At 60.7% G+C, this 25,779-nt stretch carries 27 protein-coding genes and 4 tRNA genes; 12 read left to right on the top strand and 19 right to left on the bottom strand.

The window, feature by feature from the left end; genetic code table 11:
- Positions 1-20: 20 nt before the first annotated feature.
- The 8 genes from I8746_RS21155 to I8746_RS21120 all read right to left on the bottom strand — a co-directional run bounded on the left by I8746_RS21155 (position 21) and on the right by I8746_RS21120 (position 6,872).
- Positions 21-761, bottom strand: coding sequence for a flagellar basal body rod protein FlgF (locus I8746_RS21155; RefSeq protein ID WP_012051600.1), 741 nt, complete (start codon positions 759-761; stop codon positions 21-23).
- Positions 762-966: 205 nt separating this feature from the next.
- Entirely contained in the window at positions 967-1,155 is a 189-nt protein-coding gene (locus I8746_RS21150; RefSeq protein ID WP_012051599.1) for a hypothetical protein, read from the bottom strand.
- A gap of 72 nt (positions 1,156-1,227) precedes the next feature.
- Positions 1,228-2,982 carry a flagellar hook-basal body complex protein gene (locus I8746_RS21145; protein ID WP_014860309.1) on the bottom strand — a complete coding sequence of 585 codons (1,755 nt, stop codon included), beginning with the start codon at positions 2,980-2,982 and terminating at the stop codon, positions 1,228-1,230.
- Positions 2,983-3,013: 31 nt separating this feature from the next.
- Entirely contained in the window at positions 3,014-3,718 is a 705-nt protein-coding gene (flgD, locus tag I8746_RS21140) for a flagellar hook assembly protein FlgD (protein ID WP_012051597.1), read from the bottom strand.
- A gap of 15 nt (positions 3,719-3,733) precedes the next feature.
- On the bottom strand, positions 3,734-4,177 hold the full coding sequence (gene flgC, locus I8746_RS21135; RefSeq protein ID WP_012051596.1) for a flagellar basal body rod protein FlgC: 444 nt from the start codon (positions 4,175-4,177) through the stop codon (positions 3,734-3,736).
- Between the two features lie 2 nt (positions 4,178-4,179).
- Positions 4,180-4,590: a flagellar basal body rod protein FlgB gene (gene flgB, locus I8746_RS21130; RefSeq protein ID WP_012051595.1), complete on the bottom strand. Its 411-nt coding sequence runs from the start codon at positions 4,588-4,590 to the stop codon at positions 4,180-4,182.
- 472 nt (positions 4,591-5,062) lie between these two features.
- The gene (cheR, locus tag I8746_RS21125; protein ID WP_004575768.1) at positions 5,063-5,890 is read right to left on the bottom strand and encodes a protein-glutamate O-methyltransferase CheR; all 828 of its coding nucleotides are present in this window, start codon (positions 5,888-5,890) and stop codon (positions 5,063-5,065) included.
- A 52-nt stretch (positions 5,891-5,942) separates the two neighbouring features.
- A complete protein-coding gene (locus I8746_RS21120) occupies positions 5,943-6,872 on the bottom strand; it encodes a chemotaxis protein CheV (protein WP_010955104.1) in 930 nt (309 codons plus the stop codon).
- A 77-nt stretch (positions 6,873-6,949) separates the two neighbouring features.
- On the opposite strand from I8746_RS21120, the gene flgA reads away from it, so the two are divergent.
- From flgA to I8746_RS21100, 4 genes are all read left to right on the top strand, one after another.
- Positions 6,950-7,702 carry a flagellar basal body P-ring formation chaperone FlgA gene (gene flgA / locus I8746_RS21115; RefSeq protein WP_014755761.1) on the top strand — a complete coding sequence of 251 codons (753 nt, stop codon included), beginning with the start codon at positions 6,950-6,952 and terminating at the stop codon, positions 7,700-7,702.
- Positions 7,703-7,866: 164 nt separating this feature from the next.
- On the top strand, positions 7,867-8,181 hold the full coding sequence (flgM, locus tag I8746_RS21110) for a flagellar biosynthesis anti-sigma factor FlgM (RefSeq protein ID WP_003254479.1): 315 nt from the start codon (positions 7,867-7,869) through the stop codon (positions 8,179-8,181).
- A 49-nt stretch (positions 8,182-8,230) separates the two neighbouring features.
- A complete protein-coding gene (locus I8746_RS21105) occupies positions 8,231-8,698 on the top strand; it encodes a flagella synthesis protein FlgN (RefSeq protein ID WP_012051592.1) in 468 nt (155 codons plus the stop codon).
- Positions 8,699-8,777: 79 nt separating this feature from the next.
- Positions 8,778-9,521: a flagellar brake protein gene (locus I8746_RS21100; protein ID WP_012051591.1), complete on the top strand. Its 744-nt coding sequence runs from the start codon at positions 8,778-8,780 to the stop codon at positions 9,519-9,521.
- Positions 9,522-9,614: 93 nt separating this feature from the next.
- On the opposite strand, the gene I8746_RS21095 is transcribed toward I8746_RS21100, so the two are convergent.
- The 3 genes from I8746_RS21095 to bkdR form a co-directional block, all read right to left on the bottom strand.
- Complete coding sequence (locus I8746_RS21095) at positions 9,615-10,955, bottom strand: MFS transporter (RefSeq protein ID WP_012051590.1); 1,341 nt, start codon at positions 10,953-10,955, stop codon at positions 9,615-9,617.
- 132 nt (positions 10,956-11,087) lie between these two features.
- Complete coding sequence (locus I8746_RS21090; RefSeq protein WP_162182117.1) at positions 11,088-12,329, bottom strand: glutamine synthetase family protein; 1,242 nt, start codon at positions 12,327-12,329, stop codon at positions 11,088-11,090.
- A 255-nt stretch (positions 12,330-12,584) separates the two neighbouring features.
- On the bottom strand, positions 12,585-13,070 hold the full coding sequence (gene bkdR / locus I8746_RS21085) for a Bkd operon transcriptional regulator BkdR (RefSeq protein ID WP_003254485.1): 486 nt from the start codon (positions 13,068-13,070) through the stop codon (positions 12,585-12,587).
- Between the two features lie 198 nt (positions 13,071-13,268).
- Here bkdR and I8746_RS21080 point away from each other — a divergent pair, with 198 nt between their 5' ends.
- Genes I8746_RS21080 through lpdA form a run of 4 tightly spaced genes read left to right on the top strand, consistent with a single transcriptional unit; the run spans position 13,269 to position 18,215 of the window.
- Positions 13,269-14,501 carry a 3-methyl-2-oxobutanoate dehydrogenase (2-methylpropanoyl-transferring) subunit alpha gene (locus tag I8746_RS21080; protein WP_003254486.1) on the top strand — a complete coding sequence of 411 codons (1,233 nt, stop codon included), beginning with the start codon at positions 13,269-13,271 and terminating at the stop codon, positions 14,499-14,501.
- A gap of 1 nt (position 14,502) precedes the next feature.
- Complete coding sequence (locus I8746_RS21075; protein ID WP_012051588.1) at positions 14,503-15,561, top strand: alpha-ketoacid dehydrogenase subunit beta; 1,059 nt, start codon at positions 14,503-14,505, stop codon at positions 15,559-15,561.
- Positions 15,562-16,833, top strand: coding sequence for a dihydrolipoamide acetyltransferase family protein (locus I8746_RS21070; RefSeq protein WP_010955112.1), 1,272 nt, complete (start codon positions 15,562-15,564; stop codon positions 16,831-16,833).
- 2 nt (positions 16,834-16,835) lie between these two features.
- On the top strand, positions 16,836-18,215 hold the full coding sequence (gene lpdA, locus I8746_RS21065; protein ID WP_014755760.1) for a dihydrolipoyl dehydrogenase: 1,380 nt from the start codon (positions 16,836-16,838) through the stop codon (positions 18,213-18,215).
- A 272-nt stretch (positions 18,216-18,487) separates the two neighbouring features.
- On the opposite strand, the gene I8746_RS21060 is transcribed toward lpdA, so the two are convergent.
- Positions 18,488-19,486, bottom strand: a complete 999-nt coding sequence (locus I8746_RS21060; protein ID WP_014755759.1) for a diguanylate cyclase domain-containing protein — start codon at positions 19,484-19,486, stop codon at positions 18,488-18,490.
- Between the two features lie 215 nt (positions 19,487-19,701).
- Between I8746_RS21060 and I8746_RS21055 the strand changes: the two genes are divergently transcribed.
- Together I8746_RS21055 and I8746_RS21050 are read left to right on the top strand one after the other, a co-directional pair.
- Complete coding sequence (locus I8746_RS21055) at positions 19,702-20,229, top strand: hypothetical protein (protein WP_012051585.1); 528 nt, start codon at positions 19,702-19,704, stop codon at positions 20,227-20,229.
- A gap of 304 nt (positions 20,230-20,533) precedes the next feature.
- The gene (locus I8746_RS21050; protein WP_221101038.1) at positions 20,534-21,916 is read left to right on the top strand and encodes an amino acid permease; all 1,383 of its coding nucleotides are present in this window, start codon (positions 20,534-20,536) and stop codon (positions 21,914-21,916) included.
- 82 nt (positions 21,917-21,998) lie between these two features.
- Here the strand turns inward: I8746_RS21050 and I8746_RS21045 are convergent.
- From I8746_RS21045 to I8746_RS21035, 3 genes are all read right to left on the bottom strand, one after another.
- A tRNA-Arg gene (locus I8746_RS21045) sits at positions 21,999-22,075 on the bottom strand.
- Positions 22,076-22,186: 111 nt separating this feature from the next.
- On the bottom strand, positions 22,187-22,780 hold the full coding sequence (phnN, locus tag I8746_RS21040; RefSeq protein WP_017148163.1) for a phosphonate metabolism protein/1,5-bisphosphokinase (PRPP-forming) PhnN: 594 nt from the start codon (positions 22,778-22,780) through the stop codon (positions 22,187-22,189).
- A gap of 71 nt (positions 22,781-22,851) precedes the next feature.
- Positions 22,852-23,055, bottom strand: a complete 204-nt coding sequence (locus I8746_RS21035; protein ID WP_014755754.1) for a hypothetical protein — start codon at positions 23,053-23,055, stop codon at positions 22,852-22,854.
- Between the two features lie 69 nt (positions 23,056-23,124).
- Here I8746_RS21035 and I8746_RS21030 point away from each other — a divergent pair, with 69 nt between their 5' ends.
- The gene (locus tag I8746_RS21030; RefSeq protein ID WP_003254499.1) at positions 23,125-23,451 is read left to right on the top strand and encodes an Arc family DNA-binding protein; all 327 of its coding nucleotides are present in this window, start codon (positions 23,125-23,127) and stop codon (positions 23,449-23,451) included.
- 106 nt (positions 23,452-23,557) lie between these two features.
- On the opposite strand, the gene mgtE is transcribed toward I8746_RS21030, so the two are convergent.
- Positions 23,558-25,000 carry a magnesium transporter gene (gene mgtE, locus I8746_RS21025; protein ID WP_003254500.1) on the bottom strand — a complete coding sequence of 481 codons (1,443 nt, stop codon included), beginning with the start codon at positions 24,998-25,000 and terminating at the stop codon, positions 23,558-23,560.
- A 193-nt stretch (positions 25,001-25,193) separates the two neighbouring features.
- Between mgtE and I8746_RS21020 the strand changes: the two genes are divergently transcribed.
- Positions 25,194-25,376: a hypothetical protein gene (locus tag I8746_RS21020; protein ID WP_127644222.1), complete on the top strand. Its 183-nt coding sequence runs from the start codon at positions 25,194-25,196 to the stop codon at positions 25,374-25,376.
- 20 nt (positions 25,377-25,396) lie between these two features.
- On the opposite strand, the gene I8746_RS21015 is transcribed toward I8746_RS21020, so the two are convergent.
- The 3 genes from I8746_RS21015 to I8746_RS21005 all read right to left on the bottom strand — a co-directional run bounded on the left by I8746_RS21015 (position 25,397) and on the right by I8746_RS21005 (position 25,774).
- Positions 25,397-25,473: transfer RNA gene (locus I8746_RS21015), tRNA-Arg, on the bottom strand.
- Between the two features lie 73 nt (positions 25,474-25,546).
- Positions 25,547-25,623: transfer RNA gene (locus I8746_RS21010), tRNA-Arg, on the bottom strand.
- A gap of 74 nt (positions 25,624-25,697) precedes the next feature.
- Positions 25,698-25,774, bottom strand: a tRNA-Arg gene (locus tag I8746_RS21005).
- Between the last annotated feature and the right edge of the window lie 5 nt (positions 25,775-25,779).

Below are 25,779 nucleotides of genomic sequence, written 5' to 3'. Positions count from 1 at the left end.
CGGCACCCGTTCAAATGTGGTTAGCCGAGTTGCAAAACACGCGCCATGGCTTCGTCGCCTTCCTTGGCTGCGTTCATCATCTTGACGTGCAGTTCGAACTGGCGGGACAGCGCCAGTACAGAGGTCATTTCCTCGACAGCATTGACGTTGCTGCCCTGCAGAAAACCTGAAACCACCCGCACGTTGACGTCGGCATCCGCGGGTTGGCCGGACGAGGTGTGAATCAGCCCGTCCTGGCCCTTGGTCAGGCCTTTGGTGTCGGGGTTGACCAGCTTGATGCGGTCGACTTCCGCCATCACGCGCGGGTCTTCACCCATGGAACGGATGCTGATGGTGCCATCGGAGCCGACTTCGACCTTCTGCTCGGGGGGGATGGCAATCGGGCCGCCGTTGCCAAGCACAGGCATACCGTTGCCGGTACGCAATACCCCGAGAGCGTCGATGTTCAGACTACCGGTACGCACATACGCTTCGCTGCCATCTGGCGCCTGCACGGCGATAAAACCGTTACCGCTCACAGTCACATCCAGGTCACGGCCGGTTTCCACCATCGGGCCTTCACTGAAGTCGGTGCCTGGGCGTTCGGTCATGGCAAAGGCACGCGCCGGAAAGCTGTCACCGAACACCGGCATCGAGCGCGCCTGCTCCAGGTCACGCTGAAAACCATTGGTCGAAATGTTGGCCAGGTTGTTGGCATGAGCCTTCTGCGCCAGCGCGTTCTGGCTGGCCCCGGTCATGGCCACATAAAGCATCTTGTCCACAATCATCCTCCATTGCACTGGCGGCCGTTTGCCGTTCGCCGTTGCTCTACAGGGGCTAAAGCAAGTTCCGAACCAACTTGCCAAAAGCAGGAAAAAGCCCATGAATACGGGCAGTTGAGAAAGCCCGCGCAGCGACGGCCGCCGGTTATCCGGCGCTGTTTTGCCGTTGGCGGCAAAAAGGTTTCATTTGCAGGCAAACCTGTGCCTACGGCAGGTCACGGCAACGCGCATTGTTGTAGGGCCCGGCAAAGCGTCTCCAGCCTTCACCTGGCGACCACTGCGAACACACCAGACGCCCATCTACCAGGCTTTCCCATCGCCAGTATGGCGCTGGCGCCGCCTGCACCTGCCCAAGACAGCAGGCGAGCAGCATTCCGACAAACAGCCTTTTCATCACCCCTCCTGCAAAAACAACGAACCCCTTCACGAGAAAGGGGTTCGCCTGCACTCACTCGAACGATGACGATCAAGTCATCTGAATGATGGTCTGCATCACGGTGCTTTCGGTCGAAATGGTCTTGGCATTCGCCTGGTAGTAGCTTTGCGCCTTGATCAGATCAACCAGTTCCTGCGTCAGGTTGACGTTGGAACCTTCCAGGGAGTTGGACTCGATCGCACCCAAAGTACCGGTTTTCGGCGAATCGATACCCGGAATGCCAGAGTTGTAGGTCTCGGTCCAACGGGTACTGCCGATTTGCTGCAGCCCCTGCTCGTTGGCGAAACTCGCCAGCGCTACCTGGCCAATGGCGCGCGACTGGCCATTGCTGAAGGAGGCGAACAATACACCTGTCGCGTCGATGCTCAGGTTGGACAGGATGCCCGTGGCATAACCGTCCTGAGACTGGGACATGCGCGCAGTTTCAGTGTTGTAGGAGGTGGTGCTGGCCATCGACATTTTCATGCCGGCAGCATCGCCCACCGCGCCATTGGCACTCCAGTTACCTGAAGCATCTTCGGCTGCCGGCACCCAGCCAATCATGCTGAAGGTATTGTTGACGACCGTGAACGAGGTGCCCACCGGATGCCCCGTATTGTCGGCTGTCATCGAGTTGACCGAACCATCACTGTTGAATGCGATCGTGCCCACCAGTGGCTCCGTACTCCCCGGATTGAACGGGTTGCGCCCATCAACGAGCGTGTACATGGTCCACTCGTTGGTGCCCGTCTTACGGTAGAACTGCTCCATGGTGTGTTCGTTGCCCTGGCTGTCATACACCTTGGTCGGGAACGAGCGGGTATAGGTCGAATCGTCAGAAGGGTCGAACGGCTTGTTCGCCACCAAGGCAGGCGAGGTAACACCCAGCGCCTGGTCAGTACCTGCCGCGCCACTGGCAACCCAGTCGCCATTCGCATCCTGAGCGGCCGGCACCCAGCCGGTCATGGCAAATGCACCATTGCTGACAGTGAACGACGCCCCACTTGGCACACCCGTGGTGTCGGCCAGCATGGAGCTGATGGTGCCATCACTGTTGTAGTTGATGGTGCCGGCCAGCGGGGTGGTACTGGCTGGATCGAACGGGTTTCGACCATCGACCAGCGTGTACATGGTCCATTCATTGGTATCGGTCTTGCGGTAGTACTGCTGCACTTCGTGCTCTACGCCGTCAGCATCCAGCACGGTACTGGTGCTAGAGCGCTGATAAGTGCTTGGGTCCGCAGGGTCGAATGCAGCCATGGCTGGCGGCTTGGTGTTGTCATACACCTGGAAAGGAATCGAGGCCGCCGAGGAGTTCAGGTTGATACCCTGATCGATCAACGAGGTCGGCTTGGGCTGCAATGCCGATGTGTCGATTTTCAGGTCGGTCAGGCCGCTTTTCTGGATCTTGCCGGTGGCATCCGCCATGTAACCTTGCAGGCGCAGGCCATCGGAGGTCTCGACGAAGTTGTCCTTGCTGGGCTGGAAAGAACCCGCCCGCGTGTAAACCTTCGAGCCGTTGTCAGACAGCACGAAGAAGCCCTGACCCTGGATACCCATGTCCAGCGCGTTGCCCGTGGTGTTTACATCACCCTGGGTGAATTGCTGGGAAATGGCTGCCAGCCGCACACCATTGCCCACCTGGTTCTTGCCCACACCCAGACGGTTGGCGCCCGCGTAAACATCCGCGAACTCGGCACGCGAGGCCTTGAACCCCGTGGTATTGACGTTGGCGATGTTGTTGCCGGTGACATCCAGTTGTTTGTTGGCTGCGTACAGACCGCTAAGGCCGATATTGAAAGACATGAATTCGCTCCTTTTGCCGCTCTAGCGGGCCTTAGATACCGATGGTTTGCACGTCGGAGAGGGAGACCTTGCCTACACCGGCAAGGTTGAGCACCATTTCTCCTGAGGCACTGAAGCTGACGCTGGTTACCTTGGCCGGCAACAGCGTGCTCATTTGCACCGCCTCGCCATCGACTGTGGTGCTAGCGGTGAAGGTGTAAGTGCCCGGGTCCACTTTCTCGCCACTGTTGTTGGTACCGTCCCAGATGAAGTCGGCGTAACCGGCTTTCTGCTCACCCAACTCGATGGTCTTGACCGTGTTGCCATCCTTGTCCTTGATAGTGATCTTCGCTTCACTGATTGCCTGAGGCACAACGAACTGGGCATTGAAGCTTTCAGCGGTATCAACCACAGCCTTGTCGTTCTGAACCACCACCGAGCGCCCTACCAGCGACGACGCCTGAAGCGCCTGGGACGAGGCCATGGCACTGGTGATGGAGCTGACCGAATCGTTCAGCGAGGTAATACCTTCCAGGCTGCTGAACTGCGCCAACTGGGCAACGAACTCGCTGTTATCCTGCGGGTCCAGCGGGTTCTGGTGTTGCATCTGGGTGACCAGCAGCTGCAGAAAGGCATCTTTGCCGAGCGAATCGTTGCCGGTTTTGGATGCAGTGTCCGTGGTCTTTTTGGTGCTGGTGCCCACGCCCGACGCCGACAGCACGTCATTGAGGTTTACACCGTTAGTATCGATTGCCATGGTCTGAATTCCTTATCACTGCCCCAGGGTCAGCACTTTCTGCATCATGCTCTTGGCCGTATTCATCAGTTCGGCGTTGGTCTGAAACGCGCGACTGGCGGAGATCATGTCCGCCATCTCCTCGACCACATTGACGTTCGGGTAGTAGACGTAGCCGTCCTTGTTCGCCGCAGGGTGGTTCGGCTCGTAGCGTGCTTCAAGGGTGCTCTGGTCTTCGACGATGCCTTTTACCTGCACGCCCTGCCCTGCCTCGCCCTGGTCTTCGAACAGCGACTGGCTGCTGCCGGCCTGTGCATTCTGGAAAGTGGTGGCGAACACCGGGTGACGGGCGCGGTACGTCTGGTCGATACTCGAAGACACGGTCTCGGCGTTGGCGATGTTGGACGCCACGGTGTTCAGACGCGTGTTCTGTGCGCTCATGCCGCTACCGGCAATGTTGAAGACACTGGAAAGGGACATGGTCATTCTCCCCGCAGGGCGGAAACCAGCCCTTTGAATTTACTGTTGAGCAAGGTGAAGCTGGCCTGGAAGCCAATCGCGTTTTCGGTGTAGTTCGATTGCTCGATCTGCGCGTCCACGGTGTTCTGGTCGATCGAGGGCTGCAACGGTGTACGGTACTTGAGGGTATCGTCAGCCGCGATGGCGAGGCCTTCGGCTTCGATGTGCCGGCTGTTGGTACGGTCCATGGCGAAGCGGCCGCCTTGCTGCTTGCTGGTCTCGGCGGCGAGCACCGAAGAAAAATCCATGTCACGCGCCTTGTAATTGGGCGTGTCGGCGTTGGCGATATTGTTGGCCAACACCTCGGCGCGCTGGGCGCGGAAGCCCAGGGCCTTTTCGTGGATACCAAGCGCCTTGTCGAAACTGATGCTCATGTCGGGGAAACCTTCAGAGGTTGACCGGAATTTCGTTGAGCAAGGTATAGCAAGGGCTGTGCCAACCACTGAAAAGCCCGTGTTTAGGGGGGATTGCGGCGCAGTACTGTCAGGTTGATGCCAGAAAAGCGGCAAAGGCCTTCCGCCTGAGGTGACAAAAGCGGCAATTGATGGGCGGCAAAAGCGGCAAAACAAAAAATTGACGTCAGTGTTTTCCTGTGCGGGCCTCTTCGCGGGTAAACCCGCTCCTACACGCGGCCTGTGCCCAACCACCGCCCGATGTCCACCCCCGATCCGTCGTAGGAGCGGGTTTACCCGCGAATACGGTAGCGGCAGCAACGGTGAACGGCGGGTGGAGATTGGCCAGCAGGGCCGGCCTCTTCGCGGGTAAACCCGCTCCTACGGGGAGCTCGGCAGGAACAGTGGATAGGCAAACAAAAAGACCGGCACCTCTCGATACCGGCCTTCGTGCTTACTTGGCCTGGTAGATGATCCCCGGGCTGCACTGCACCATCTGGTAATGGTCCGGCAAGCCGTTCAGCGCTTCCGAGGCGCCGAGGAACAGGTAGCCACCTGGCTTGAGGGTACTGTGAATGCGCAGCAGGATGTCCTTCTTCACCTGCGCCGAGAAATAGATCAGCACATTGCGGCAGAACACGATGTCGAACTTGCCCAGACTGGCATAGCTGTCGAGCAGGTTGAACGAGCGGAACTCGACACGGCTGCGAATCGCTGGCTTGACCGCCCAACGCCCCGGCCCTTTGGGGTCGAAGTAGCGCTGCAGGCGCTCCTGGGACAGCCCACGGGCAATCGCCAGGCTGTCGTATTCGCCGGTCTTGCAGTTGGTCAGCATGGTGCCGGAGAGGTCGGTGGCGACGATCTGCGCCCCCATCTTCAACTGACCGAGGTTGCTGCGCTCGAACTCGTCGATCGCCATCGAGATGGAATACGGCTCCTGCCCCGACGAACAGGCCGCCGACCACATGCGCAGGCGCTGGCCGGGGTTGTTGCGGATGAACTCGGGGATCACCTTGTTCTTCAACACCTCAAAGGGGTAGGTGTCGCGAAACCACAGGGTCTCGTTGGTGGTCATGGCATCGACCACCTGCTCGCGCAAACCGCCGCGCGGCTGGGCCTGAATGCGCTGCACCAGCTCACCCAGGCTCTTGATGCCCTGTTGTTCCATCAGCTTGTTGAGACGGCTGGAAACCAGGTACTGCTTATTCTCGCCCAGCAGGATGCCACAGGCTTTCTCCAGGAAGACCCGGAACTGTTCGAAATCCAAATTACCCGTAGACACTACTGCCGCCTCTTTTCAATCACTGGTGCCGGGGGGCATGCCCCCGGCTGCTTCAATGCGCTGCCTTGATCCGGTCGACCACCCGTTGGGCCAGGTCGTCCGGCTTGAACTTGGCCAGGAAGTCATCGGCGCCGACCTTCTTGACCATTGCCTGGTTGAACACCCCGGAAAGCGAAGTATGCAGGCAGATGTGCAATTTTTGCATGCGCGGATCGCTGCGAATCTCCGCGGTTAGCGTATATCCGTCCATTTCCGGCATTTCAATGTCCGAGATCATCATCAGGAACTCTTCTTCCGGCTTTTTGCCCTCATCCACCAGCTGGCGCAGGTAGTTCAGCGCCTGACGGCCATCATTGAGCGCCACCACCTCGACCCCAACGGTCTGCAGGCACCGGCTGACCTGCTTGCGCGCCACTGACGAATCGTCAACGGTCAGCACTCGCATCAACACCGCCTTGTCCTGCACTTCGGCATCGATCACACCGGCCGATACCGACTCGGACGACGGCGACACTTCGGCCAGCACCTTCTCCACGTCGATGATCTCGACCATGCGGTTGTCAACCCGGGTGACCGCGGTGAGGTAGTGATCACGGCCGGTACCCTTGGGTGGCGGATGGATCTCTTCCCAGTTCATGTTGACGATGCGCTCCACCGAATGCACCAGGAAACCTTGGGTCTTGGTGTTGTACTCGGTGATGATCACGAAGCTGTTGCGTGTGTCTTCCTGCAGCGGCCGCAACCCGGTGGCCATCGACAAGTCGAGGATCGGGATGGTCGCCCCGCGAATATTGGCAACGCCACGCACCACAGGGTGCGCCTTGGGCAGCAGGGTCAGCGCAGGGCATTGCAGTACTTCCCTGACCTTGAACACATTGATGCCGTAAAGCTGTTCGCCATTGAGGCGGAACAGCAGCAATTCCAGGCGATTCTGCCCCACCAGCTGCGTGCGCTGGTTGACCGAATCCATAACACCCGCCATGCCAGACTCCTTAACGTTTCAGCCTTTCGTTGCAACTCAGGTAGCGAGTCGGCACGGGCTTTGCTTTTTTGAGTGTCATGCACACGAAAACGACATTTTCCCGACGATTGACACGCCTGCTGACTGGCCCGCTGGCCACGCTGTGCCTGCTGATGCCCGGCGTTCGCACGGTGGCGAACGCGTTCACCTTGCCTGAACAGCTTATCGGTGTCACCCAAGGGTTTCTTGAATTCACCGTTGAAGATTATCTGTCCACCACCCAGACTGCCGGCCGCTATGAAATCCAGGTCAACCCGCTGGACCCACGCCTGCGCATGCCGTTGTGCAGCCAGCAGCTGGACGCCTCACTGGAAAGCCCGGCCCAGCCGCTGGGCCGGGTGACGGTACGGATACGTTGCAACGGCGCAGCACCGTGGACAGTCTTTGTGCCGGCCACCGTGCGACTTTTCCGCGACGTGGTGGTGGTGACCCGCCCGCTCAAGCGCGACAACACGGTCGGCGAAGGTGACGTGGCCCTGCGCGAGCGCGATGTCGGCACCCTGGGCCAGGGCTTTCTGACCGAGCTGGACCAGGCGGTGGGCATGAAGATGCTGCGCCCCACGGTGATCGACCAGGTGCTCACCCCGCAACACCTGGAACAGGCCGAGGTGGTGCGCAAGGGTGACCAGGTGGTGATCATCGCCCGCAGTGGCAGCCTGAATGTGCGCATGCCGGGCGAAGCCCTGAGCAAGGGCGGCCTGAGCGAGCAGATCCGGGTACGCAACCTCAATTCAAAACGCGTGGTCAAGGCCAGGGTGACCGGCCCGGGCCAGGTCGAGGTCAGTATGTAGGCTGGCCACCAGATTGCGCTGGCAGTGAGGAACCGCTTTTCCTAAACTGTGTCAGAACACGGGTTCGCGGGCTTGCCGACAGGCGGCAATGCATTTGTGCCTAAAGTTTATATCGGGTTGGCCGAAAACAAGGCAAGCGTCCAAATACCCAGAGGTTTCTGATCATGGTCATCGACTTCAGTCGTTTGAATAACTCTCCGTCCGTCACGGGCGGCGTGCGCGGCAACACCGCGTCCGGCAGCGCCGAAAAACCGGCAGCCAGCCAGGAAGCGGTGAAAGACACCAGCGCCAGCGGAGAGGCGGTACACCTCAGCCAGGAGGCACAGCAGTTGCAGAAAATCAGCGACAAGCTGCGCGACGAGCCCGTGGTCAACAGCGCCCGTGTGGCCCAGTTGAAGCAGGCAATCGCCGACGGCAGCTACCAGGTCGATGCCGGCCGGGTCGCCAGCAAACTGCTTGATTTCGAAGCCCAGCGCTGACCGTACGGCGCGCTGACTTCACGGACGCCTGAAAAGCCAAGAGTTAGCCATGCACGACACCACCTTGCTGCAACTGATCGAAGATGACATTGCCCCGATGCAGGAACTGCTCGACCTTCTGCAGAAGGAGTCTGTAGCCCTGCATGGCCGCGATATGGCGCCACTGGAAAATATCCTGGCCCGCAAGCAGTCTTTGATCGTGTTGCTGGAGCAGCAAGGCCTGCGGCGCAACAACCTGCTCACCAGCCTTGGCCTGAGCGCAGATCGCGCCGGCGTGGAGGCTGTGGCGGCCCAATCGCCTAACGGTGAATTGATCCTGCAACAACTGGACGTGATCAGCCAGTTGATGCAAGCCTGCCAACAGCTTAACGAAACCAATGGCCGGATCATCCAGGTGCAGCAACACGTCACCAACAACCAGATCCGGATCCTCATGGGCGGCGACTCGCCTTCGCTCTACGACAGCCGTGGCAGCACCTCGCCGCTGGCCAAGCCGCGCGCGCTCAGCCAAGTGTGATTTTTCTATCAAGGCACAGAACATAGTGGCAAAATGCCGTTACTTGCGTGTGTCGCTTTTGCCTGGAGAACGATAAGCTGTGTTCAATGAATCCGATGCCCCGCAACCACCCAAGGTGTTGAGCACCCCCTTGGAGATTGCGGCCAACTTGCGGCAGCTGCAGGAAAGCCACGACCCCCTGATCATCACCTTCCATGACCGCAGCCAGCGCTTCCAGAGCTATGTGGTGCACGTGGACCGCGAAAGCAACACCCTGGCACTGGATGAGATGATCCCCCGTGACGGCGAGAAATTCATCGAGAACGGCGAGCACTTCCGTGTCGAAGGCTTCCACGATGGTGTACGCATCGCCTGGGAATGCGATCACGCGCTGAAAATCAGCGAAGTCGACGGCCACCGCTGCTACAGCGGCGCCCTGCCGCAAGAGATGACCTATCACCAGCGCCGCAACGCCTTCCGCGCCGCGCTGAAGCTATCGCAACTGGTCGATATCATCCTCGACGGTGCTCACCTCAAGGGCAACGGCGCCATGCGAGGCAAGCTGCTGGATATCTCGGCCACTGGCTGCAAACTGCGCTTTGAAGGCAATGTCGAAGACCGCCTGCAACTGGGCCAGGTGTATGAGCGTTTCAAGGCGGGCAACCCACTGGGCCTGGTGGACACCATGGTCGAGCTGCGTCATCTGCACTATGAAGAGCGCATCAACACCACTTTTGCCGGCGTACGCTTCCACAACCTGAGCGGCCAGGCGCAGCGCAAGATCGAGAGTTTCGTGTACCAGCTGCAGCGTGAAGCGCGGCGGTTCGACAAGGACGATTATTGATCGTCGGTCGGTAAAACAGAAAACGCCACCTGCTGAGGTGGCGTTTTCATTTGTGTTTCTGCTGGGCTGGCCTTTTCGCGGGTAAACCCGCTCCTACACCGACTTGCTGACCTCTTCCGACTCAGGCGCCTGTTGCTGCGCGCCCTTCTCTTCATCCTCGGTATCTTCAGCCGCCACCGGCGCCTGCATCACGTCCTGCACCGTCTGCTCATCCACCCGCGGGTCCAGCGCCGCCGACAACGGCGAACCGGCCGCCGGCATCGCCACGTGGCCCAGCGGTGCGTCCTGCACCTGATGCAGGCCGGTAACCGCTTTCGGCCGAATACGCCACACCAGCACCAAGGCAAAGAATACGAAGAAGGCATACAGCATCTGCGCGCCCAGCACTTTCATCAGAACCCCTGCCGCCAGCGGGCCGACGCATGCACCCACACCGTAGGTCACCAACAGCATCGCCGTCAGCGATACCCGGCGCTCGCTTTCCACGTGGTCATTGGAAAAGGCAACCGCCAGCGGGTACAGGCAGAACTGCAGCAACGAGATCAGGAAGCCGATACCGAACAGCAACTCCAGCGGCACACTGGGCAGTATTGCCAATGGCGCAGCCGCCAGCGCCAGCCCCACTGCCACACTCCGAATCAGCACCGCCCGGTCATAACGGTCAGACAACCAGCCCAGCGGCCACTGCACCAGCAGGCCGGCAAAAATGCAGCTACCCATGAACAGACCGATCTGCTCGGTACTCATCCCCTGGCTTGACGCATATAAAGGCGCCAAACCGTAGAACGAGCCGACAATCAGCCCCGAGCCCAAAACCGTACTGAGCGACTGCGGCACGCGCTTGATGAAAAACTTCGGCTCCATCGGTGCCGGGCGCAAGGGCGCCGGGTGAATACGCCGGGTCATCGCCACGGGCACCAGGCACAGGGCAAAGCACATCGCCACCAGCATCAGCAGCTCAGGGCCGAGCTGCGGGTGCACCACCAGAATCAACTGGCCAAGCACCAGCCCCAGGTACGAGGCAATCATGTAGCCGCTGAACACCGCGCCCCGGTGTTTCACATCGGCCTGCTCATTGAGCCAGCTCTCGATGACCATGTATTGGCACATCATCCCCAGGCCGACGATCACGCGCAGCCCGACCCAGGCCGGCAGCCAGCTGGTCAGGCCATGACCGAGCACCGCAGCGCCGACGATACCGGCACAGGTGGCATAGGCGCGTATGTGCCCTACCCGTCCGATCAGCCGGTGGCCAACCTTGCCGCCAACCGCCAGACCAAAGTAGTTGGCCGCCATCAACGCACCCACCCACAGGCTGTCGACGTGGTCGGCAGCCAGGCGCAGGGCCAGGTAGGTGCTGAGCAGGCCCGAGCCGATCAACATCATCAGCGCGGCGAAATACAACGACTGAAACGGCTTCCATACATTTCGCATACGTCCCGTGGAGCTCCCTGGTCAGGTGGCAGTTTTGGGTGCTAGCAGCATAAAGGCAAAAACCGCCTGGCGCAGGCCCCCCGACAGCTATTTGGCATTGCGGGGGCGTGCCCGGTGCAGGTTGTGTCGCGCTCAGGCCTGTGCCGCCAGGACCCGGCGCTCCCACGGCGTGATCTCGTCGAAGAAATCGCTCAGCTCAAGCGTCTTGCTGGCAATGTAGCCTTCGATGAACTCGCTGCCGAACAGTTCCCGCGCCAGCGTGCTGCGCTTGAGCCTTTCAAGGGCCGCGTGCAGCGTGCACGGCAGGCTCAGGTGCTCGGGCACTTCGAATTCGCCCTGGATGGCTGGCGATGGCTGCAAGCGCTGCTCGATGCCATGCAGCCCGGCGGCCAGGCTGGCAGCAATGGCCAGGTACGGGTTGGCATCGGCCCCAGGCAGGCGGTTTTCCACCCGTCGCGCGACCGGTGCACTGGCCGGAATGCGCAAGCCAGCGGCGCGATTGTCCTCGGACCAGCACGCATTGTTCGGCGAGGCATAGGGGTGGCACAGGCGCTGGTAGGAATTGACGTTGGGCGCGAACAGGGCGGTGAAGTCGGCCATGCACGCCTGCAACCCGCCGATGAAATGGTGGAAGGTGTCTGTCGCCAGGCCCTGCTCGTCACTGAACACGTTACGCCCGCTGCCGGCCTCGACCAGGCTCTGGTGAATGTGCATGGAACTGCCGGGCGTACGCGCCAGCGGCTTGGCCATGCAGACCACGGTCAGCCCATGCTTGAGCGCCACTTCCTTGAGCAGGTGCTTGAACAGGAAGGTCTGGTCGGCCAACAGCAGCGGGTCGCCGTGCAGGAGGTTGATCTCGAACTGGCTGACACCCATTTCGTGCATGAAGGTGTCACGTGGCAGGCCGAGCGCGGCCATGCAGTGGTACACCTCCTTGAAGAACGGGCGCAGGCCGTTGTTGGAACTGACACTGAACGCCGAATGGCCCAGCTCGCGGCGGCCATCGCTGCCTACAGGCGGCAGGAAGGGTTGCTGCGGGTCTGTGTTGGGGGCAAAGACGAAGAACTCCAGCTCGGTTGCCACTACCGGCGCCAGGCCCAGTGCCGCATAGCGAGCTATCACGGCCTTCAGCTGGCCCCGGGTGGACAGTGCCGAGGGCCGGCCATCCAGCTCGTTGGCATCGCAGATGGCCAAGGCGCGGCCGTCATCGCTCCAGGGCAGGCGGTGGACCTGACTGGGTTCGGCCACCAGTGCCAGGTCGCCGTCATCACTGCCGTAGAATTTCGCTGCTGGGTAGCCGCCCATGATGCACTGCAGCAGCACACCCCGGGCCATCTGCAGGCGACGGCCTTCGAGGAAGCCGTCGGCGGTCATCACCTTGCCGCGCGGGACGCCGTTGAGGTCGGGGGTGACGCATTCGATTTCATCGATGCCCTGGAGCTGAGCGGTGCTCATGACGCTTGTCCTTGTTGTTGTAGGCTGACAACAACATAGGCTGCGGGTGTTTAAAATATCAAGCAGCCTATAGAGGTGCCTGTGCCGGCCTCTTCGCGGGTGAACCCGCGCCTACAGGTGGGTGCGACCCGTGTAGGAGCGGGTTCACCCGAGAACAGGCCGGCACAGCCCCCCCTACTCCCGCAAGGTCATGCCATTGGCCGGCAACGGCAACGCCGTTTTGTAGCGCACCTGCTTCAGGGCAAAACTCGATCGAATATTGGCCACCCCCGGCAAGCGCGTCAGGTAATCGAGAAACCGCTCCAGCGCCTGGATGCTCGGCAGCAGCACCCGCAACAGGTAATCCGGGTCCCCGGTCATCAGGTAGCACTCCATCACCTCGGGCCGCTCGGCGATCTCTTCTTCAAACCGATGCAACGACTGCTCCACCTGTTTTTCCAGGCTGACATGGATAAACACATTCACATCCAGCCCCAGCACCTCAGGCGACAGCAAGGTCACCTGCTGGCGGATCACCCCCAGTTCTTCCATGGCCCGCACCCGGTTGAAACACGGCGTGGGCGACAGGTTCACCGAGCGTGCCAGCTCGGCATTGGTGATGCGGGCGTTCTCTTGCAGGCTGTTGAGAATGCCGATATCAGTACGATCGAGTTTGCGCATAAGACAAAATCACCGGTTTTTTGTGTTTATGCGGAATGTTTATCTGCCCCGCTCAGCAAAGGCAATCAACTTGAGAGAAAAATTCTCCTGCCGGCCCACTAAGATGTAGGTGACGCTGACTTACCAGTCACAAGCCGGTACTCAGCGGCGGCCGCTTCAGAGCTCACAAAAACAAATACCCGAGCGAGCGTAAAAAGCATGAACGAGTACGCCCCCCTGCGTTTGCATGTGCCCGAGCCCACCGGCCGGCCAGGCTGCCAGACCGATTTTTCCTACCTGCGCCTCAACGATGCAGGTCAAGCCCGTAAACCCGCGATCGATGTCGATGCTGCCGACACTGCCGACCTGTCCTACAGCCTGGTCCGCGTGCTCGACGAGCAAGGTGATGCGCAAGGCCCCTGGGCCGAAGACATCGACCCACAGATCCTTCGTCAAGGCATGCGCGCCATGCTCAAGACGCGGATCTTCGACAGCCGCATGGTGGTTGCCCAGCGCCAGAAGAAGATGTCCTTCTACATGCAAAGCCTGGGCGAAGAAGCCATCGGCAGTGGCCAGGCGCTGGCGCTGAACCGCACCGACATGTGCTTCCCGACCTACCGCCAGCAAAGCATCCTGATGGCCCGCGACGTATCGCTGGTCGAGATGATCTGCCAACTGCTGTCCAACGAGCGCGACCCCCTCAAGGGCCGCCAGTTGCCGATCATGTACTCGGTGCGCGAAGCCGGCTTCTTCACCATCAGCGGCAACCTGGCGACCCAGTTCGTGCAGGCGGTCGGCTGGGCCATGGCATCGGCGATCAAGGGCGATACCAAGATCGCCTCGGCGTGGATCGGTGACGGCGCTACTGCCGAGTCAGACTTCCACACCGCCCTCACCTTTGCCCACGTATACCGCGCCCCGGTCATCCTCAACGTGGTCAACAACCAGTGGGCCATTTCCACCTTCCAGGCCATCGCCGGTGGCGAGTCGACCACCTTTGCCGGCCGTGGCGTGGGTTGCGGTATTGCTTCGCTGCGGGTTGACGGCAACGACTTCGTCGCCGTGTACGCCGCCTCGCGCTGGGCTGCCGAGCGCGCCCGCCGCGGCCTGGGCCCAAGCCTGATCGAGTGGGTCACCTACCGTGCCGGCCCGCACTCGACGTCGGACGACCCCTCCAAGTACCGCCCTGCCGATGACTGGAGCCACTTCCCGCTGGGTGACCCGATCGCCCGCCTGAAGCAGCACCTGATCAAGATCGGCCACTGGTCCGAAGAAGAACACCAAGCCGTCACGGCCGAGCTCGAAGCTGCGGTGATTGCCGCACAGAAAGAAGCCGAGCAGTACGGCACCCTGGCTAACGGGCACATCCCGAGCGCCGCCTCGATGTTCGAGGATGTGTACAAGGAGATGCCCGAACACCTGCGCCGTCAACGCCAGGAACTGGGGGTTTGAGATGAACGACCACAACAACAGCATCAACCCGGAAACCGCCATGGCCACCACTACCATGACCATGATCCAGGCCCTGCGCTCGGCCATGGATGTCATGCTTGAGCGCGACGACAATGTGGTGGTGTACGGCCAGGACGTCGGTTACTTCGGCGGCGTGTTCCGCTGCACCGAAGGCCTGCAGAACAAGTACGGCAAATCGCGCGTGTTCGACGCGCCCATCTCCGAGAGCGGCATCGTCGGTACCGCCGTAGGCATGGGCGCCTATGGCCTGCGCCCGGTGGTGGAGATCCAGTTCGCCGACTACTTCTACCCGGCCTCCGACCAGATCGTCTCCGAGCTGGCCCGCCTGCGTTACCGGTCGGCCGGCGAGTTCATTGCCCCGCTGACCCTGCGCATGCCTTGCGGCGGCGGCATCTATGGCGGCCAGACTCACAGCCAGAGCCCGGAAGCGATGTTCACCCAGGTCTGCGGCCTGCGCACCGTGATGCCGTCCAACCCTTATGACGCCAAAGGCCTGCTGATTGCCTCGATCGAATGCGACGACCCGGTAATCTTCCTGGAGCCCAAACGTCTGTACAACGGCCCGTTCGATGGCCACCACGACCGCCCTGTAACCCCATGGTCGAAGCACCCGCACAGCGCCGTGCCCGACGGCTATTACACCGTACCGCTGGACAAGGCCGCCATTACCCGCCCTGGCAATGACGTGACCGTACTGACTTACGGCACCACGGTGTACGTGGCCCAGGTGGCCGCCGAAGAAAGCGGCGTCGATGCCGAAGTGATCGACCTGCGCAGCCTGTGGCCGCTGGACCTGGACACCATCGTCGAGTCGGTGAAAAAGACTGGCCGTTGCGTGGTGGTGCACGAGGCCACCCGCACCTGCGGCTTCGGTGCCGAGCTGGTGTCGCTGGTGCAGGAGCACTGCTTCCACCACCTGGAGGCGCCGATCGAGCGCGTCACCGGCTGGGACACCCCCTACCCTCACGCACAGGAATGGGCTTACTTCCCCGGCCCTTCGCGGGTAGGTGCGGCACTGAAAAAGGTCATGGAGGTCTGAATGGGCACGCACGTCATCAAGATGCCGGACATTGGCGAAGGCATCGCGCAGGTCGAGTTGGTGGAATGGTTCGTCAAGGTCGGTGACATCATCGCCGAGGATCAGGTGGTGGCCGACGTCATGACCGACAAGGCCACCGTGGAAATCCCCTCGCCGGTCAGCGGCAAGGTGTTGGCCCTGGGTGGCCAGCCCGGGGAAGTGATGGCGGTCGGTAGCGAACTGATCCGCATCGAAGTGGAAGGCAGCGGCAACCATGTGGACGTGCCTCAGCCAAAACCGGTAGAGGCCCCGGCCGCCCCGATTGCAGCCAAGCCGGAACCGCAGAAAGACGTAAAACCCGCCGTGTACCAGGCGCCCGCCAACCACGAAGCTGCGCCCATCGTGCCGCGCCAGCCGGGCGACAAGCCGCTGGCCTCGCCGGCCGTGCGCAAACGCGCCCTGGACGCCGGTATCGAACTGCGTTATGTGCATGGTAGCGGCCCGGCCGGGCGCATTCTGCACGAAGACCTCGACGCCTTCATGAGCAAGCCGCAAAGCAATGCCGGGCAAGCACCTGATGGTTATGCCAAGCGCACCGACAGCGAGCAGGTGCCGGTGATCGGCCTGCGCCGCAAGATCGCCCAGCGCATGCAGGACGCCAAACGCCGGGTCGCGCACTTCAGTTATGTCGAGGAAATCGACGTCACCGCCCTGGAAGCCCTGCGCCAGCAACTCAACAGCAAGCACGGCGACAGCCGCGGCAAACTGACCTTGCTGCCATTCCTGGTGCGCGCCCTCGTCGTGGCGCTGCGTGACTTCCCGCAGATCAACGCGACCTACGACGACGAAGCGCAGATCATCACCCGCCATGGCGCGGTGCATGTGGGCATTGCCACCCAGGGTGACAACGGCCTGATGGTACCCGTGCTGCGCCACGCCGAAGCGGGCAGCCTGTGGGCCAATGCCGGCGAGATTTCGCGCCTGGCCAACGCTGCACGTAACAACAAGGCCAGCCGCGAGGAGCTGTCCGGCTCGACCATCACCCTGACCAGCCTCGGCGCCTTGGGTGGCATTGTCAGCACGCCGGTGGTCAACACCCCGGAAGTGGCAATCGTCGGGGTCAACCGCATGGTCGAACGACCGGTGGTGATTGATGGCCAGATCGTCGTGCGCAAGATGATGAACCTGTCCAGCTCGTTCGACCACCGCGTGGTCGATGGCATGGACGCCGCCCTGTTCATCCAGGCCGTGCGTGGCCTGCTCGAACAACCCGCCTGCCTGTTCGTGGAGTGAGCATGCAACAGATTATCCAGACTACCCTGTTGATCATCGGCGGCGGCCCTGGCGGCTATGTAGCAGCCATCCGCGCCGGGCAACTGGGCATTCCTACCGTACTGGTGGAAGGCCAGGCACTGGGCGGCACCTGCCTGAACATCGGCTGCATCCCGTCCAAGGCGCTGATCCACGTGGCCGAGCAGTTTCACCAAGCCTCGCGCTTTACCGAACCCTCGCCGCTGGGCATCAGCGTGGCTTCGCCGCGCCTGGACATCGGCCAGAGCGTCACCTGGAAGGACGGCATTGTCGACCGTCTGACCACCGGTGTTGCCGCCTTGCTGAAAAAGCACGGGGTGAAAGTGGTGCATGGCTGGGCCAAGGTACTGGACGGCAAGCAGGTCGAGGTCGATGGCCAGCGTATCCAGTGCGAGCATCTGTTGCTGGCGACCGGTTCCACCAGTGTCGAACTGCCGATGCTGCCGCTGGGTGGCCCGGTGATTTCCTCGACCGAAGCCCTGGCGCCGAAAGCCCTGCCGCAACACCTGGTGGTGGTCGGCGGTGGCTATATCGGCCTGGAGCTGGGCATTGCCTATCGCAAGCTGGGTGCACAGGTGAGTGTGGTGGAAGCGCGCGAACGCATCCTGCCGACCTACGACAGCGAATTGACCGCCCCGGTGGCCGAGTCGCTGAAGAAACTGGGCATCGCGTTGCACCTGGGCCACAGCGTCGAGGGCTACGAAAATGGCTGCCTGCTGGCCAGCGACGGCAAGGGTGGGCAACTGCGTCTTGAAGCCGATCAGGTACTGGTGGCCGTGGGCCGCCGGCCACGCACCAAGGGCTTCAACCTGGAATGCCTGGACCTGAAGATGAACGGCACCGCCATTGCCATCGACGAGCGCTGTCATACCAGCATGCACAACGTCTGGGCCATTGGCGACGTCGCTGGCGAACCGATGCTGGCGCACCGGGCCATGGCCCAAGGCGAGATGGTCGCCGAAATCATCGCCGGCAAGGCCCGACGCTTCGAGCCGGCAGCGATTGCCGCCGTGTGCTTTACCGACCCGGAAGTGGTGGTGGTCGGCAAGACCCCGGAACAAGCCAGCCAGCAGGGCCTGGACTGCATCGTCGCGCAGTTCCCGTTTGCCGCCAATGGCCGGGCCATGAGCCTGGAGTCGAAAAGCGGTTTCGTGCGGGTGGTGGCGCGCCGTGACAACCACCTGATCGTGGGTTGGCAGGCGGTTGGCGTGGCGGTCTCCGAGCTGTCCACCGCGTTTGCCCAATCGCTGGAGATGGGCGCGTGCCTGGAAGATGTGGCCGGCACCATTCATGCCCACCCCACGTTGGGTGAAGCGGTGCAAGAAGCCGCCCTGCGCGCGTTGGGCCACGCCTTGCATATCTGACACTGAAGCGGCCGAGGCCGATTTGGCCCGCTGCGCCGAGAGGCGCTGCGGGTCTTTTTTCATTCAGGCCATCCAAGCCTTCAGAAAACTGCACGCTCTTTAAGGGGCTAGTGTGGTGTTTTGCAAATACGGCCAATAAACCGCGAGCGTTTTTTGCGCTCAGGCAAGGCGTCGCGACGAGGCGTAGCCCAGCAACGGCGAGGAGCGACAACGCCGCATGAGCGCAAAAAGCGCCGCGAGTTATGGTCGTTATTTGTGAAACACCACACTAGCTACTCGGCAATTGCATTCTTGCCTGTACCCTTGGCCCTGTAGAGCGCCTTGTCGGCACGCGCCAGCAGCGCGTGCGGGTCCTCCCCTTCCAGCCATTGCACCACGCCATAACTCATGGTCAGCCGGCAATCACCCACCGGCTCCACCTGCTCCAGCACCTGGCGCAAGCGCGCCGCCACATCCAGCGCCTCCCCCAACGCGGTCTGCGGCAGCACGATGACGAACTCGTCGCCGCCCCAGCGCGCCAGCAGGTCCAGTTCGCGCAAGCAGGTGCGCAGGCTTTCGGCCACCCGAACCAGCGCCGCATCGCCACGGGCGTGACCGTAGCGGTCATTGATCGGTTTGAAATCATCCATGTCCATGGCGATCAGCGACAACGGCTGGCGGAAGCGCTGGGCGCGCTGGCACTCCCGCTGCAACGCGCTCTCCAGCCGGTAACGGTTGGCAACACGGGTCAACGCATCGCGTTCGGCCAATTCACGGTTTTCGTCCAGTTGCCGCTGCAACTGCTGATTCACCCAGGACAACTCACGGGTGCGTTCGGCCACCTGAAATTCCAGCGACTGGTTCTTCTGTTCCAGTTGTGTCACCAAGCGCTTGCCAGCGTCGATATTGCGATGCGCACCCAGCATGCGTGCCACGGAACCGTCCTCGTTATGCGCGATGACGTAGCCGCTGTCTTCGATCCAGATGTAGCTGCCGTCCTGACAACGGCAACGGTATTCAATGCGGTAGCGCTCGTTGCGCTGATTGATATAGGCCTCGAAATGGGCCATTACCCGGGGGTAGTCTTCGGGATGGATCACGCTTTCCCAGGTAAATACCGAGTTGGCCATGGAGTGACTGGCATAACCCAGCATGCTGTACCAGCCCGGGTTGCGATAAACGTAACCGGTATTGGCATTCCAGTCCCAGATGCCATCGCTGATCAAGTCGAACAAGGTGTGCAATTGCTGTTCACTGAAGCCGGCAGGTACCGGCCGGGTTTCTTGACTCATGGACGCTCTCCCTGATGCCCAGCAACTGCGCTCCGATCAAGGGGCTGCCGACAGTGGTGTTGATTGCCGCGAGCGGCAAGATGATGCCTATCACGGGCAAGCATATGCCCACCCGTGTGCAACCGAAATAGCGCCAACGCCCTGATTTCGACCGGCACAGCGCTGGCATGGCTTTTGCGCTGGGTACCTGCCAACGAGATTTCCAAGGAGGAAACATGATAATCGCCGCTAACGGCGTGAGCTGGCAGCCCACGCTCCATCAGCCTCGGTCCACCAGCGATGAGCAGGCAGTGGCCCAGATTGCGCCTGTCCGCACGCCAATATCCACCGCCAACACGGCGAGCCAACAGCAGAATGGAGGCAGCACCGCTCAGCAAAATGCAGAGGATGCTCGTGCAGAAGCCTTTGCCAAATTCAAGGTGATGCTGCAAAACCTGAGTTCTGCGACCACCGAGCCGGTCATCGGAGAACCTCTGCCGCCCAAGACTGCCCGGCAGGAATTTCACGACTTCATGTCCAAGTCGCCCGGCGAGATGATCAAGGAAAAACTGCTGCGTGAAATAGGCTTGACCGAAGAAGAGTACGACGCCCTGCCGCCCGAAATGAAAGCAAAGGTCGACGAGTTGATCGCCCAGCGCATGAAAGAAGACATCAAGCGCAAGATCGAGGAGAAAGCGCAAGAGCAGATCGCCAAAGCGGACGGCGGCCTGGATGAAGAGCAACAAGCGGCAAGCCCGATATGAAGCAGTGGAAGCGGCCGGTAAGGAGAGCGCCGCAGTTCGTCCAAGGCGCTTCAGCCTGACCGGTGTCCGGTGGCGTCGATGGTCAGGTGGTGCATGGCTTCGTCAACTGCACCGCTACCGGCGCCATCACCGGTCTCAGGAAAAATCGGCAGGATGTTGTGCAGAGAATTCGTTTGAGGTCCTTGGCCTTATTGTCCAGGGTGGCAGGCTGGTAGCTATTTGCCACGCGTGGACGCAGGCGCATGACGATGCCTGCGTAGGGGAACGATGTCGGATCCCCCCTAAAATAAGAGAGGACAAGGAAATGCAATCACACGGTTTGAAGCAAAGCCTCAAGCAGCGGCATATCACCATGATCGCGCTGGGTGGGGTGATCGGTGCAGGGCTGTTCATGGGCTCGGGCTCACTGATCGCATCGGCAGGGCCCGCGGCCATACTGTCGTATTTCATTGGTGGCCTGGTGGTCACCCTGGTCATGTTCATGCTGGGCGAAATGGCCTGCCGCAACCCGGATGCAGGGTCGTTCTCGACCTACGCCAACACCTACCTCGGGGACTGGGCAGGGTTTACGGTCGGCTGGCTGTACTGGTTCAAGTCGATGATGACCATCACCCTGGAAGCGGTACTGCTGGGCGCCATCCTGCATGACTTCCTACCCTGGCTGCCGATCTGGGCAGGTGCCTTCCTGATGCTGGTGACACTCATGGCCAGCAACGCCTACTCGGTGCGTTCGTTTGCCGAAGTCGAGTATTGGCTGGCCGCGATGAAGGTCGCCACCATCCTCATCTTCATGCTGCTGGGCGTGTCGATCCTGCTCGGCCTGCACAGTGAGATTCCCGCCCCCGGCCTGATCAACCTCACCGCCCATGACGGCTTCATGCCCAACGGCCTGTCACCGGTGATGGCCGGCGTTATCGTGGTGATTTTCTCCCTGGGCGGCAGCGAAATTGCCGCTGTGGCCGCGGGTGAGTCAGAGAACCCGCGACAGAACGTGATCCGCGCGATCAAGAGCGTGATCCTGCGGGTGATGCTGTTCTACGTAGGCTCTGTGTCGATCCTGATCCTTTGCCTGCCCTGGACCGACAAGGCCAACCTGGCCTCGCCCTATGTTTCGCTGTTCAGCCTGGCCGGGTTCGGTGGTGCTGCAGTGGCCATGAAACTGGTGCTGTTCGTCTCGTTCATGTCGGTGATGAACTCGTTCATGTTCTCCAACTCGCGCATGCTGTTCTCGCTGAGCCAGCGCGGTCACGCGCCCAAGCTGTTCTCACGCACCAGTGCCAAGGGCGTACCGATCAATGCACTGCTGCTGAGCCTGTCGATCTGCACGATGATCCTGACCGTACACTTTGTCAGTGGCGGCGACCTGTTCATGACCTTGGCCAAGAGTACCGGCAGCCTGGTCATGGTCGTATGGATCTTCATCATCATCGCCCACGTGGCGATGCGCAGGAAAACCCGCCACGAAGCGGTCGCCCCAAACGCCTTCCGTGCCTGGCTGTTCCCCTACACCAATATCATTGCGCTGTTCGCCTTGCTGGCAGTCATCGGCACCCAGGCGTTCGACCCGGCATCGCGTTTCCAATTCTGGTTCACGGTGCTGACGGTACTGCTGGTGGTGGCGGGGTACTTCCTGATGCGTCAGCGGCTGGCCCCAAGCGCGGCGTTATGCCACGAACGTGATGCATGACAGCGCTGGCCAAGCGCAGGTGCTGTCAACAGCAGCACGACGGCGACAAAGGCAACGGAGACAATAATGGGAATGACGAGAATGGCGTCCCAGGCAGGAATTGAACCTGCAACCTTCCCCTTAGGAGGGGGATGCTCTATCCAATTGAGCTACTGAGACGCTACGACCGGCAGCGAGCGCTGCACAGCGGGATGGCCAGCATGTTAACCAGCATGCTGGCGTTTGTCATGCCTCAACTGGGCTTTTTCGCGTAATCCTTTTCTGCGGCTGCTATCCCCGCGGTAGCACGCCCTGATGGCGAAGCAGCGAAACGAATGCGGCGACCGCCGCCTCCAGTGTGGAAGAATTATCCAGCACATGCACCGACGGGTCGGCTGCAGCTTGCAAGCGTGCGCTGCGCACCAGGCGCTGCTCCACTTCTTCTGCAGTTTCCCGGCCCCGGGCCAGCAAGCGCTGGCGCAGCACCTCAGGCTTGACCTTGACCAACACGGCCAACAAATCCGGGTAGCGCTGACGGGCTTCTGGCAGATAAGCCCGCGAGCCATTCACCAGCACTGCCCTCCCCGCCGCCAACCACTGGTCCACCTGCCGGGGTATGCCATAGTCAAGGCCATTGGCCCGCCAGTGTATGGCAAACGCACCCTGCGCACGCAAGGTCTCAAACTGCTCAGGCGTGACCCCTTGGGCAGCTTCGCCTTTGGCTTCGGCCGAACGGGTGATGACCCGGCGGGCAATTTCTACCCCGGCGAGGGCCAGTTGCTCACGCGAAGCGTCGATCAGGGAGTCTTTCCCGGAACCCGACGGCCCAACCAAAAATATCAACCGGCCCGTCCCTGATCGGCGGTCGCTTGCGTCATGTTGCATAGCCACTATGCTCTATGGAGAGAACCGGCGCATTCTAGGGCTTTTCTGGGCATTTTTCTGCGTTTTACCGATTATTGACGGCAAAAGACTGACGGCCAGGCTAGCCAGAGCATGTAAAACTTTTCAAACCAGTGCTCATTTCTGATAATTGGTACTGGCATAAAGCCTTTATCCGGCTCACTATTTGTCACATAATTGACGCCAAGCAAACGGCGACCATGAGGCAAGATGAGCATCCATTTTTCACTGGCGGTTGAACATTTTGTCGTCGCCACGGTCGTACTTCCATCCCGTGCGGCCAATTTGAGAACCGCTTCCCCTGAACCAAACTCTGGTCAATTTATATGCGCCCAATGAAACAGGCTATTTATTCGAGCCGCACCGCTGACAAGTTCGTCGTCCGCCTGCCAGACGGAATGCGTGAGCGCATTGCCGAGGTAGCGCGCAACCACCACCGCAGCATGAACTCCGAGATCATTGCACGCCTGGAGCAGAGCCTTATCCAGGAAGGTGCGCTGGGTGATGAACTGAGCATGCGCCTGGACAGCCCCGAGCTGTCCCTGCATGAGCGCGAGTTGCTGCAGCGTTTCCGCCAACTGTCCCACCGCCAGCAGAACGCCCTGGTCGCCCTCATCGCTCACGATGTGGAAATGGCCGCAGACGCTTCCTGAGGCCTGCAGCGAATACAAAAAAGCCAGCGTAAGCTGGCTTTTTTGTGGATGACTGATTGGCAGCAAAGGCATTTCCCTGCGGGACGCTCCCACAGGGAGGATCGGCTTACAACAGGAACAGCGTCGCCAGCCCCAGGAAGATGAAGAAACCACCGCTGTCGGTCACAGCAGTGATCATCACGCTCGCCCCCATCGCAGGGTCGCGCCCCAGGCGGGCCAATGTCATCGGGATCAGCACGCCCATCAGCGCTGCCAACAACAAGTTCAAGGTCATCGCTGCAGTCATCACCACCCCCAGCGACCAGCTGCCATACAGCCAGAAAGCCACCGCACCAATCACTCCGCCCCAAACCAGGCCGTTGATCAGCGACACCGCCAATTCCTTGCGCATCAAGCGGCTGGTATTGCCTGGCGACACTTGGTCCAGGGCCATGGCGCGGACGATCATGGTGATGGTCTGGTTACCAGAGTTGCCACCAATACCCGCAACGATCGGCATCAACGCAGCCAACGCCACCAGCTTTTCAATCGAACCTTCGAACAACCCGATCACTCGCGAAGCAACGAACGCGGTAATCAGGTTGATTGCCAGCCACGCCCAACGGTTGCGGAACGAACGCCAGACCGAGGCGAAAATATCTTCCTCTTCACGCAGACCCGCCATGTTGAGGACTTCGCTCTCGCTTTCCTCACGGATCAGGTCAACCATTTCGTCGATGGTCAGACGGCCGATCAGGCGTTCGCTCTTGTCCACCACCGGGGCGGATACCAGGTCATAACGCTCGAAAGCCTGCGCTGCATCGTAGGCATCTTCCTCGGGCTGGAAGGAGACAGGGTCGGTCGCCATGACCTCCGCCACCTTCTTCTCCGGGTCGTTGACCAGCAGGCGCTTGATCGGCAATACCCCCTTGAGGATGCCGTCGTAATCGACCACGAACAATTTGTCGGTGTGGTTCGGCAATTCTTTCAGGCGGCGCAGGTAGCGCAGCACCACTTCCAGGCTGACGTCTTCGCGGATGGTGACCATCTCGAAGTCCATCAGCGCACCGACCTGCTCCTCGTCGTAGCTCAGCGCCGAACGCACCCGCTCGCGTTGCTGGGCATCGAGGGTTTCCATCAGCTCGTGAACAACGTCACGCGGCAGCTCTGGGGCGAGGTCGGCCAGTTCGTCGGCGTCCATCTCCTTGGCGGCAGCCAGCAGCTCGTGATCGTCCATGTCGGCGATCAGCGATTGGCGAACCGAATCGGAAACTTCCAGCAGGATGTCGCCATCGCGCTCCGAGCGCACCAGCTGCCAGACCGTCAGGCGATCTTCCAGGGGCAAGGCTTCGAGGATGTAGGCGATGTCGGCGGGGTGCAGGTCATCGAGCTTGCGCTGCAGCTCGACGAGGTTCTGGCGGTGGACCAGGTTTTCCACCAGGTCATTGTGCGCGCCTTCCTGGCGATGGGTCAGGTCTTCGACCATGCGCTGACGCTGCAGCAGTTCAACCACCTGGGCCAGGCGATCCTGCAGGCTTTCTTGCGCTTTTTTAACTTCTACTTCGGTCATAGGCGAACTCCACTCCCAGCAGCGGAGCACGCCGAGGGAATCAATCGGTCAGATCTTTCTGTATGAATCGTGTTAACGAGTAACTACTGGGTAAGTCCATGGTGGTTTTCCACAAGCCCCGGCGGGGCTGACGGGCGCAATCATACACTGCTAAAGCTGTCAGATCGCTTAAATTTTTGGCCAGAACAATCGTTTGCGTGATAAAGCTGGGACAACGCTCGAAGCTATCAGTGCGACGGTTGTTGTGGATGAGAAAGCACATTTGATTTTTGAGGCCGCTCAGCGGCTCAAGACTACACCGCAATCATTACAGAAGAGCGTAGATCGACAGGCTCAAGAATTCATTGGCGCACAAACAAAAAGCCCGCTCTATTGAGCGGGCTTTTTGATGGGGTATGGCGGACTCAGCAGGATTCGAACCTGCGACCGCTCGGTTCGTAGCCGAGTACTCTATCCAGCTGAGCTATGAGTCCGTGGTGGTAGTTTTAGACCAGATTACCACTGGTTGACTGAAGTAGCTTTGCAAGCAGAACCACTTCAAGAAAGTGGCGGACTCAGCAGGATTCGAACCTGCGACCGCTCGGTTCGTAGCCGAGTACTCTATCCAGCTGAGCTATGAGTCCGCGATTGGCAGTTTTAAACCAGATTACCGCTGGTTGACTGAAATGGCTTTGCAAGCAGAACCACTTCAAGAAAGTGGCGGACTCAGCAGGATTCGAACCTGCGACCGCTCGGTTCGTAGCCGAGTACTCTATCCAGCTGAGCTATGAGTCCGCGAT

This window comes from Pseudomonas sp. USTB-Z, assembly GCF_019691255.1.
Taxonomy (GTDB): Bacteria; Pseudomonadota; Gammaproteobacteria; order Pseudomonadales; family Pseudomonadaceae; genus Aquipseudomonas; species Aquipseudomonas alloputida.
The sequence above is the reverse complement of the archived record's forward strand: the minus strand, read 5'-3'. Positions and strand labels throughout refer to the sequence as shown.

Bases quoted from the DNA above. Each gene is read 5' to 3' on its own strand.
- I8746_RS21150 (WP_012051599.1), bottom strand. From the start codon at position 1,155: ATGAAAAGGCTGTTTGTCGGAATGCTGCTCGCCTGCTGTCTTGGGCAG.
- I8746_RS21145 (WP_014860309.1), bottom strand. From the start codon at position 2,982: ATGTCTTTCAATATCGGCCTTAGCGGTCTGTACGCAGCCAACAAACAA.
- flgD (WP_012051597.1), bottom strand. From the start codon at position 3,718: ATGGCAATCGATACTAACGGTGTAAACCTCAATGACGTGCTGTCGGCG.
- flgC (WP_012051596.1), bottom strand. From the start codon at position 4,177: ATGTCCCTTTCCAGTGTCTTCAACATTGCCGGTAGCGGCATGAGCGCA.
- flgB (WP_012051595.1), bottom strand. From the start codon at position 4,590: ATGAGCATCAGTTTCGACAAGGCGCTTGGTATCCACGAAAAGGCCCTG.
- I8746_RS21120 (WP_010955104.1), bottom strand. From the start codon at position 6,872: ATGGCGGGTGTTATGGATTCGGTCAACCAGCGCACGCAGCTGGTGGGG.
- flgA (WP_014755761.1), top strand. From the start codon at position 6,950: ATGCACACGAAAACGACATTTTCCCGACGATTGACACGCCTGCTGACT.
- flgM (WP_003254479.1), top strand. From the start codon at position 7,867: ATGGTCATCGACTTCAGTCGTTTGAATAACTCTCCGTCCGTCACGGGC.
- I8746_RS21105 (WP_012051592.1), top strand. From the start codon at position 8,231: ATGCACGACACCACCTTGCTGCAACTGATCGAAGATGACATTGCCCCG.
- I8746_RS21095 (WP_012051590.1), bottom strand. From the start codon at position 10,955: ATGCGAAATGTATGGAAGCCGTTTCAGTCGTTGTATTTCGCCGCGCTG.
- I8746_RS21090 (WP_162182117.1), bottom strand. From the start codon at position 12,329: ATGACCGCCGACGGCTTCCTCGAAGGCCGTCGCCTGCAGATGGCCCGG.
- bkdR (WP_003254485.1), bottom strand. From the start codon at position 13,070: ATGCGCAAACTCGATCGTACTGATATCGGCATTCTCAACAGCCTGCAA.
- I8746_RS21080 (WP_003254486.1), top strand. From the start codon at position 13,269: ATGAACGAGTACGCCCCCCTGCGTTTGCATGTGCCCGAGCCCACCGGC.
- I8746_RS21075 (WP_012051588.1), top strand. From the start codon at position 14,503: ATGAACGACCACAACAACAGCATCAACCCGGAAACCGCCATGGCCACC.
- I8746_RS21070 (WP_010955112.1), top strand. From the start codon at position 15,562: ATGGGCACGCACGTCATCAAGATGCCGGACATTGGCGAAGGCATCGCG.
- lpdA (WP_014755760.1), top strand. From the start codon at position 16,836: ATGCAACAGATTATCCAGACTACCCTGTTGATCATCGGCGGCGGCCCT.
- I8746_RS21060 (WP_014755759.1), bottom strand. From the start codon at position 19,486: ATGAGTCAAGAAACCCGGCCGGTACCTGCCGGCTTCAGTGAACAGCAA.
- I8746_RS21055 (WP_012051585.1), top strand. From the start codon at position 19,702: ATGATAATCGCCGCTAACGGCGTGAGCTGGCAGCCCACGCTCCATCAG.
- I8746_RS21050 (WP_221101038.1), top strand. From the start codon at position 20,534: ATGCAATCACACGGTTTGAAGCAAAGCCTCAAGCAGCGGCATATCACC.
- phnN (WP_017148163.1), bottom strand. From the start codon at position 22,780: ATGCAACATGACGCAAGCGACCGCCGATCAGGGACGGGCCGGTTGATA.
- I8746_RS21030 (WP_003254499.1), top strand. From the start codon at position 23,125: ATGCGCCCAATGAAACAGGCTATTTATTCGAGCCGCACCGCTGACAAG.
- mgtE (WP_003254500.1), bottom strand. From the start codon at position 25,000: ATGACCGAAGTAGAAGTTAAAAAAGCGCAAGAAAGCCTGCAGGATCGC.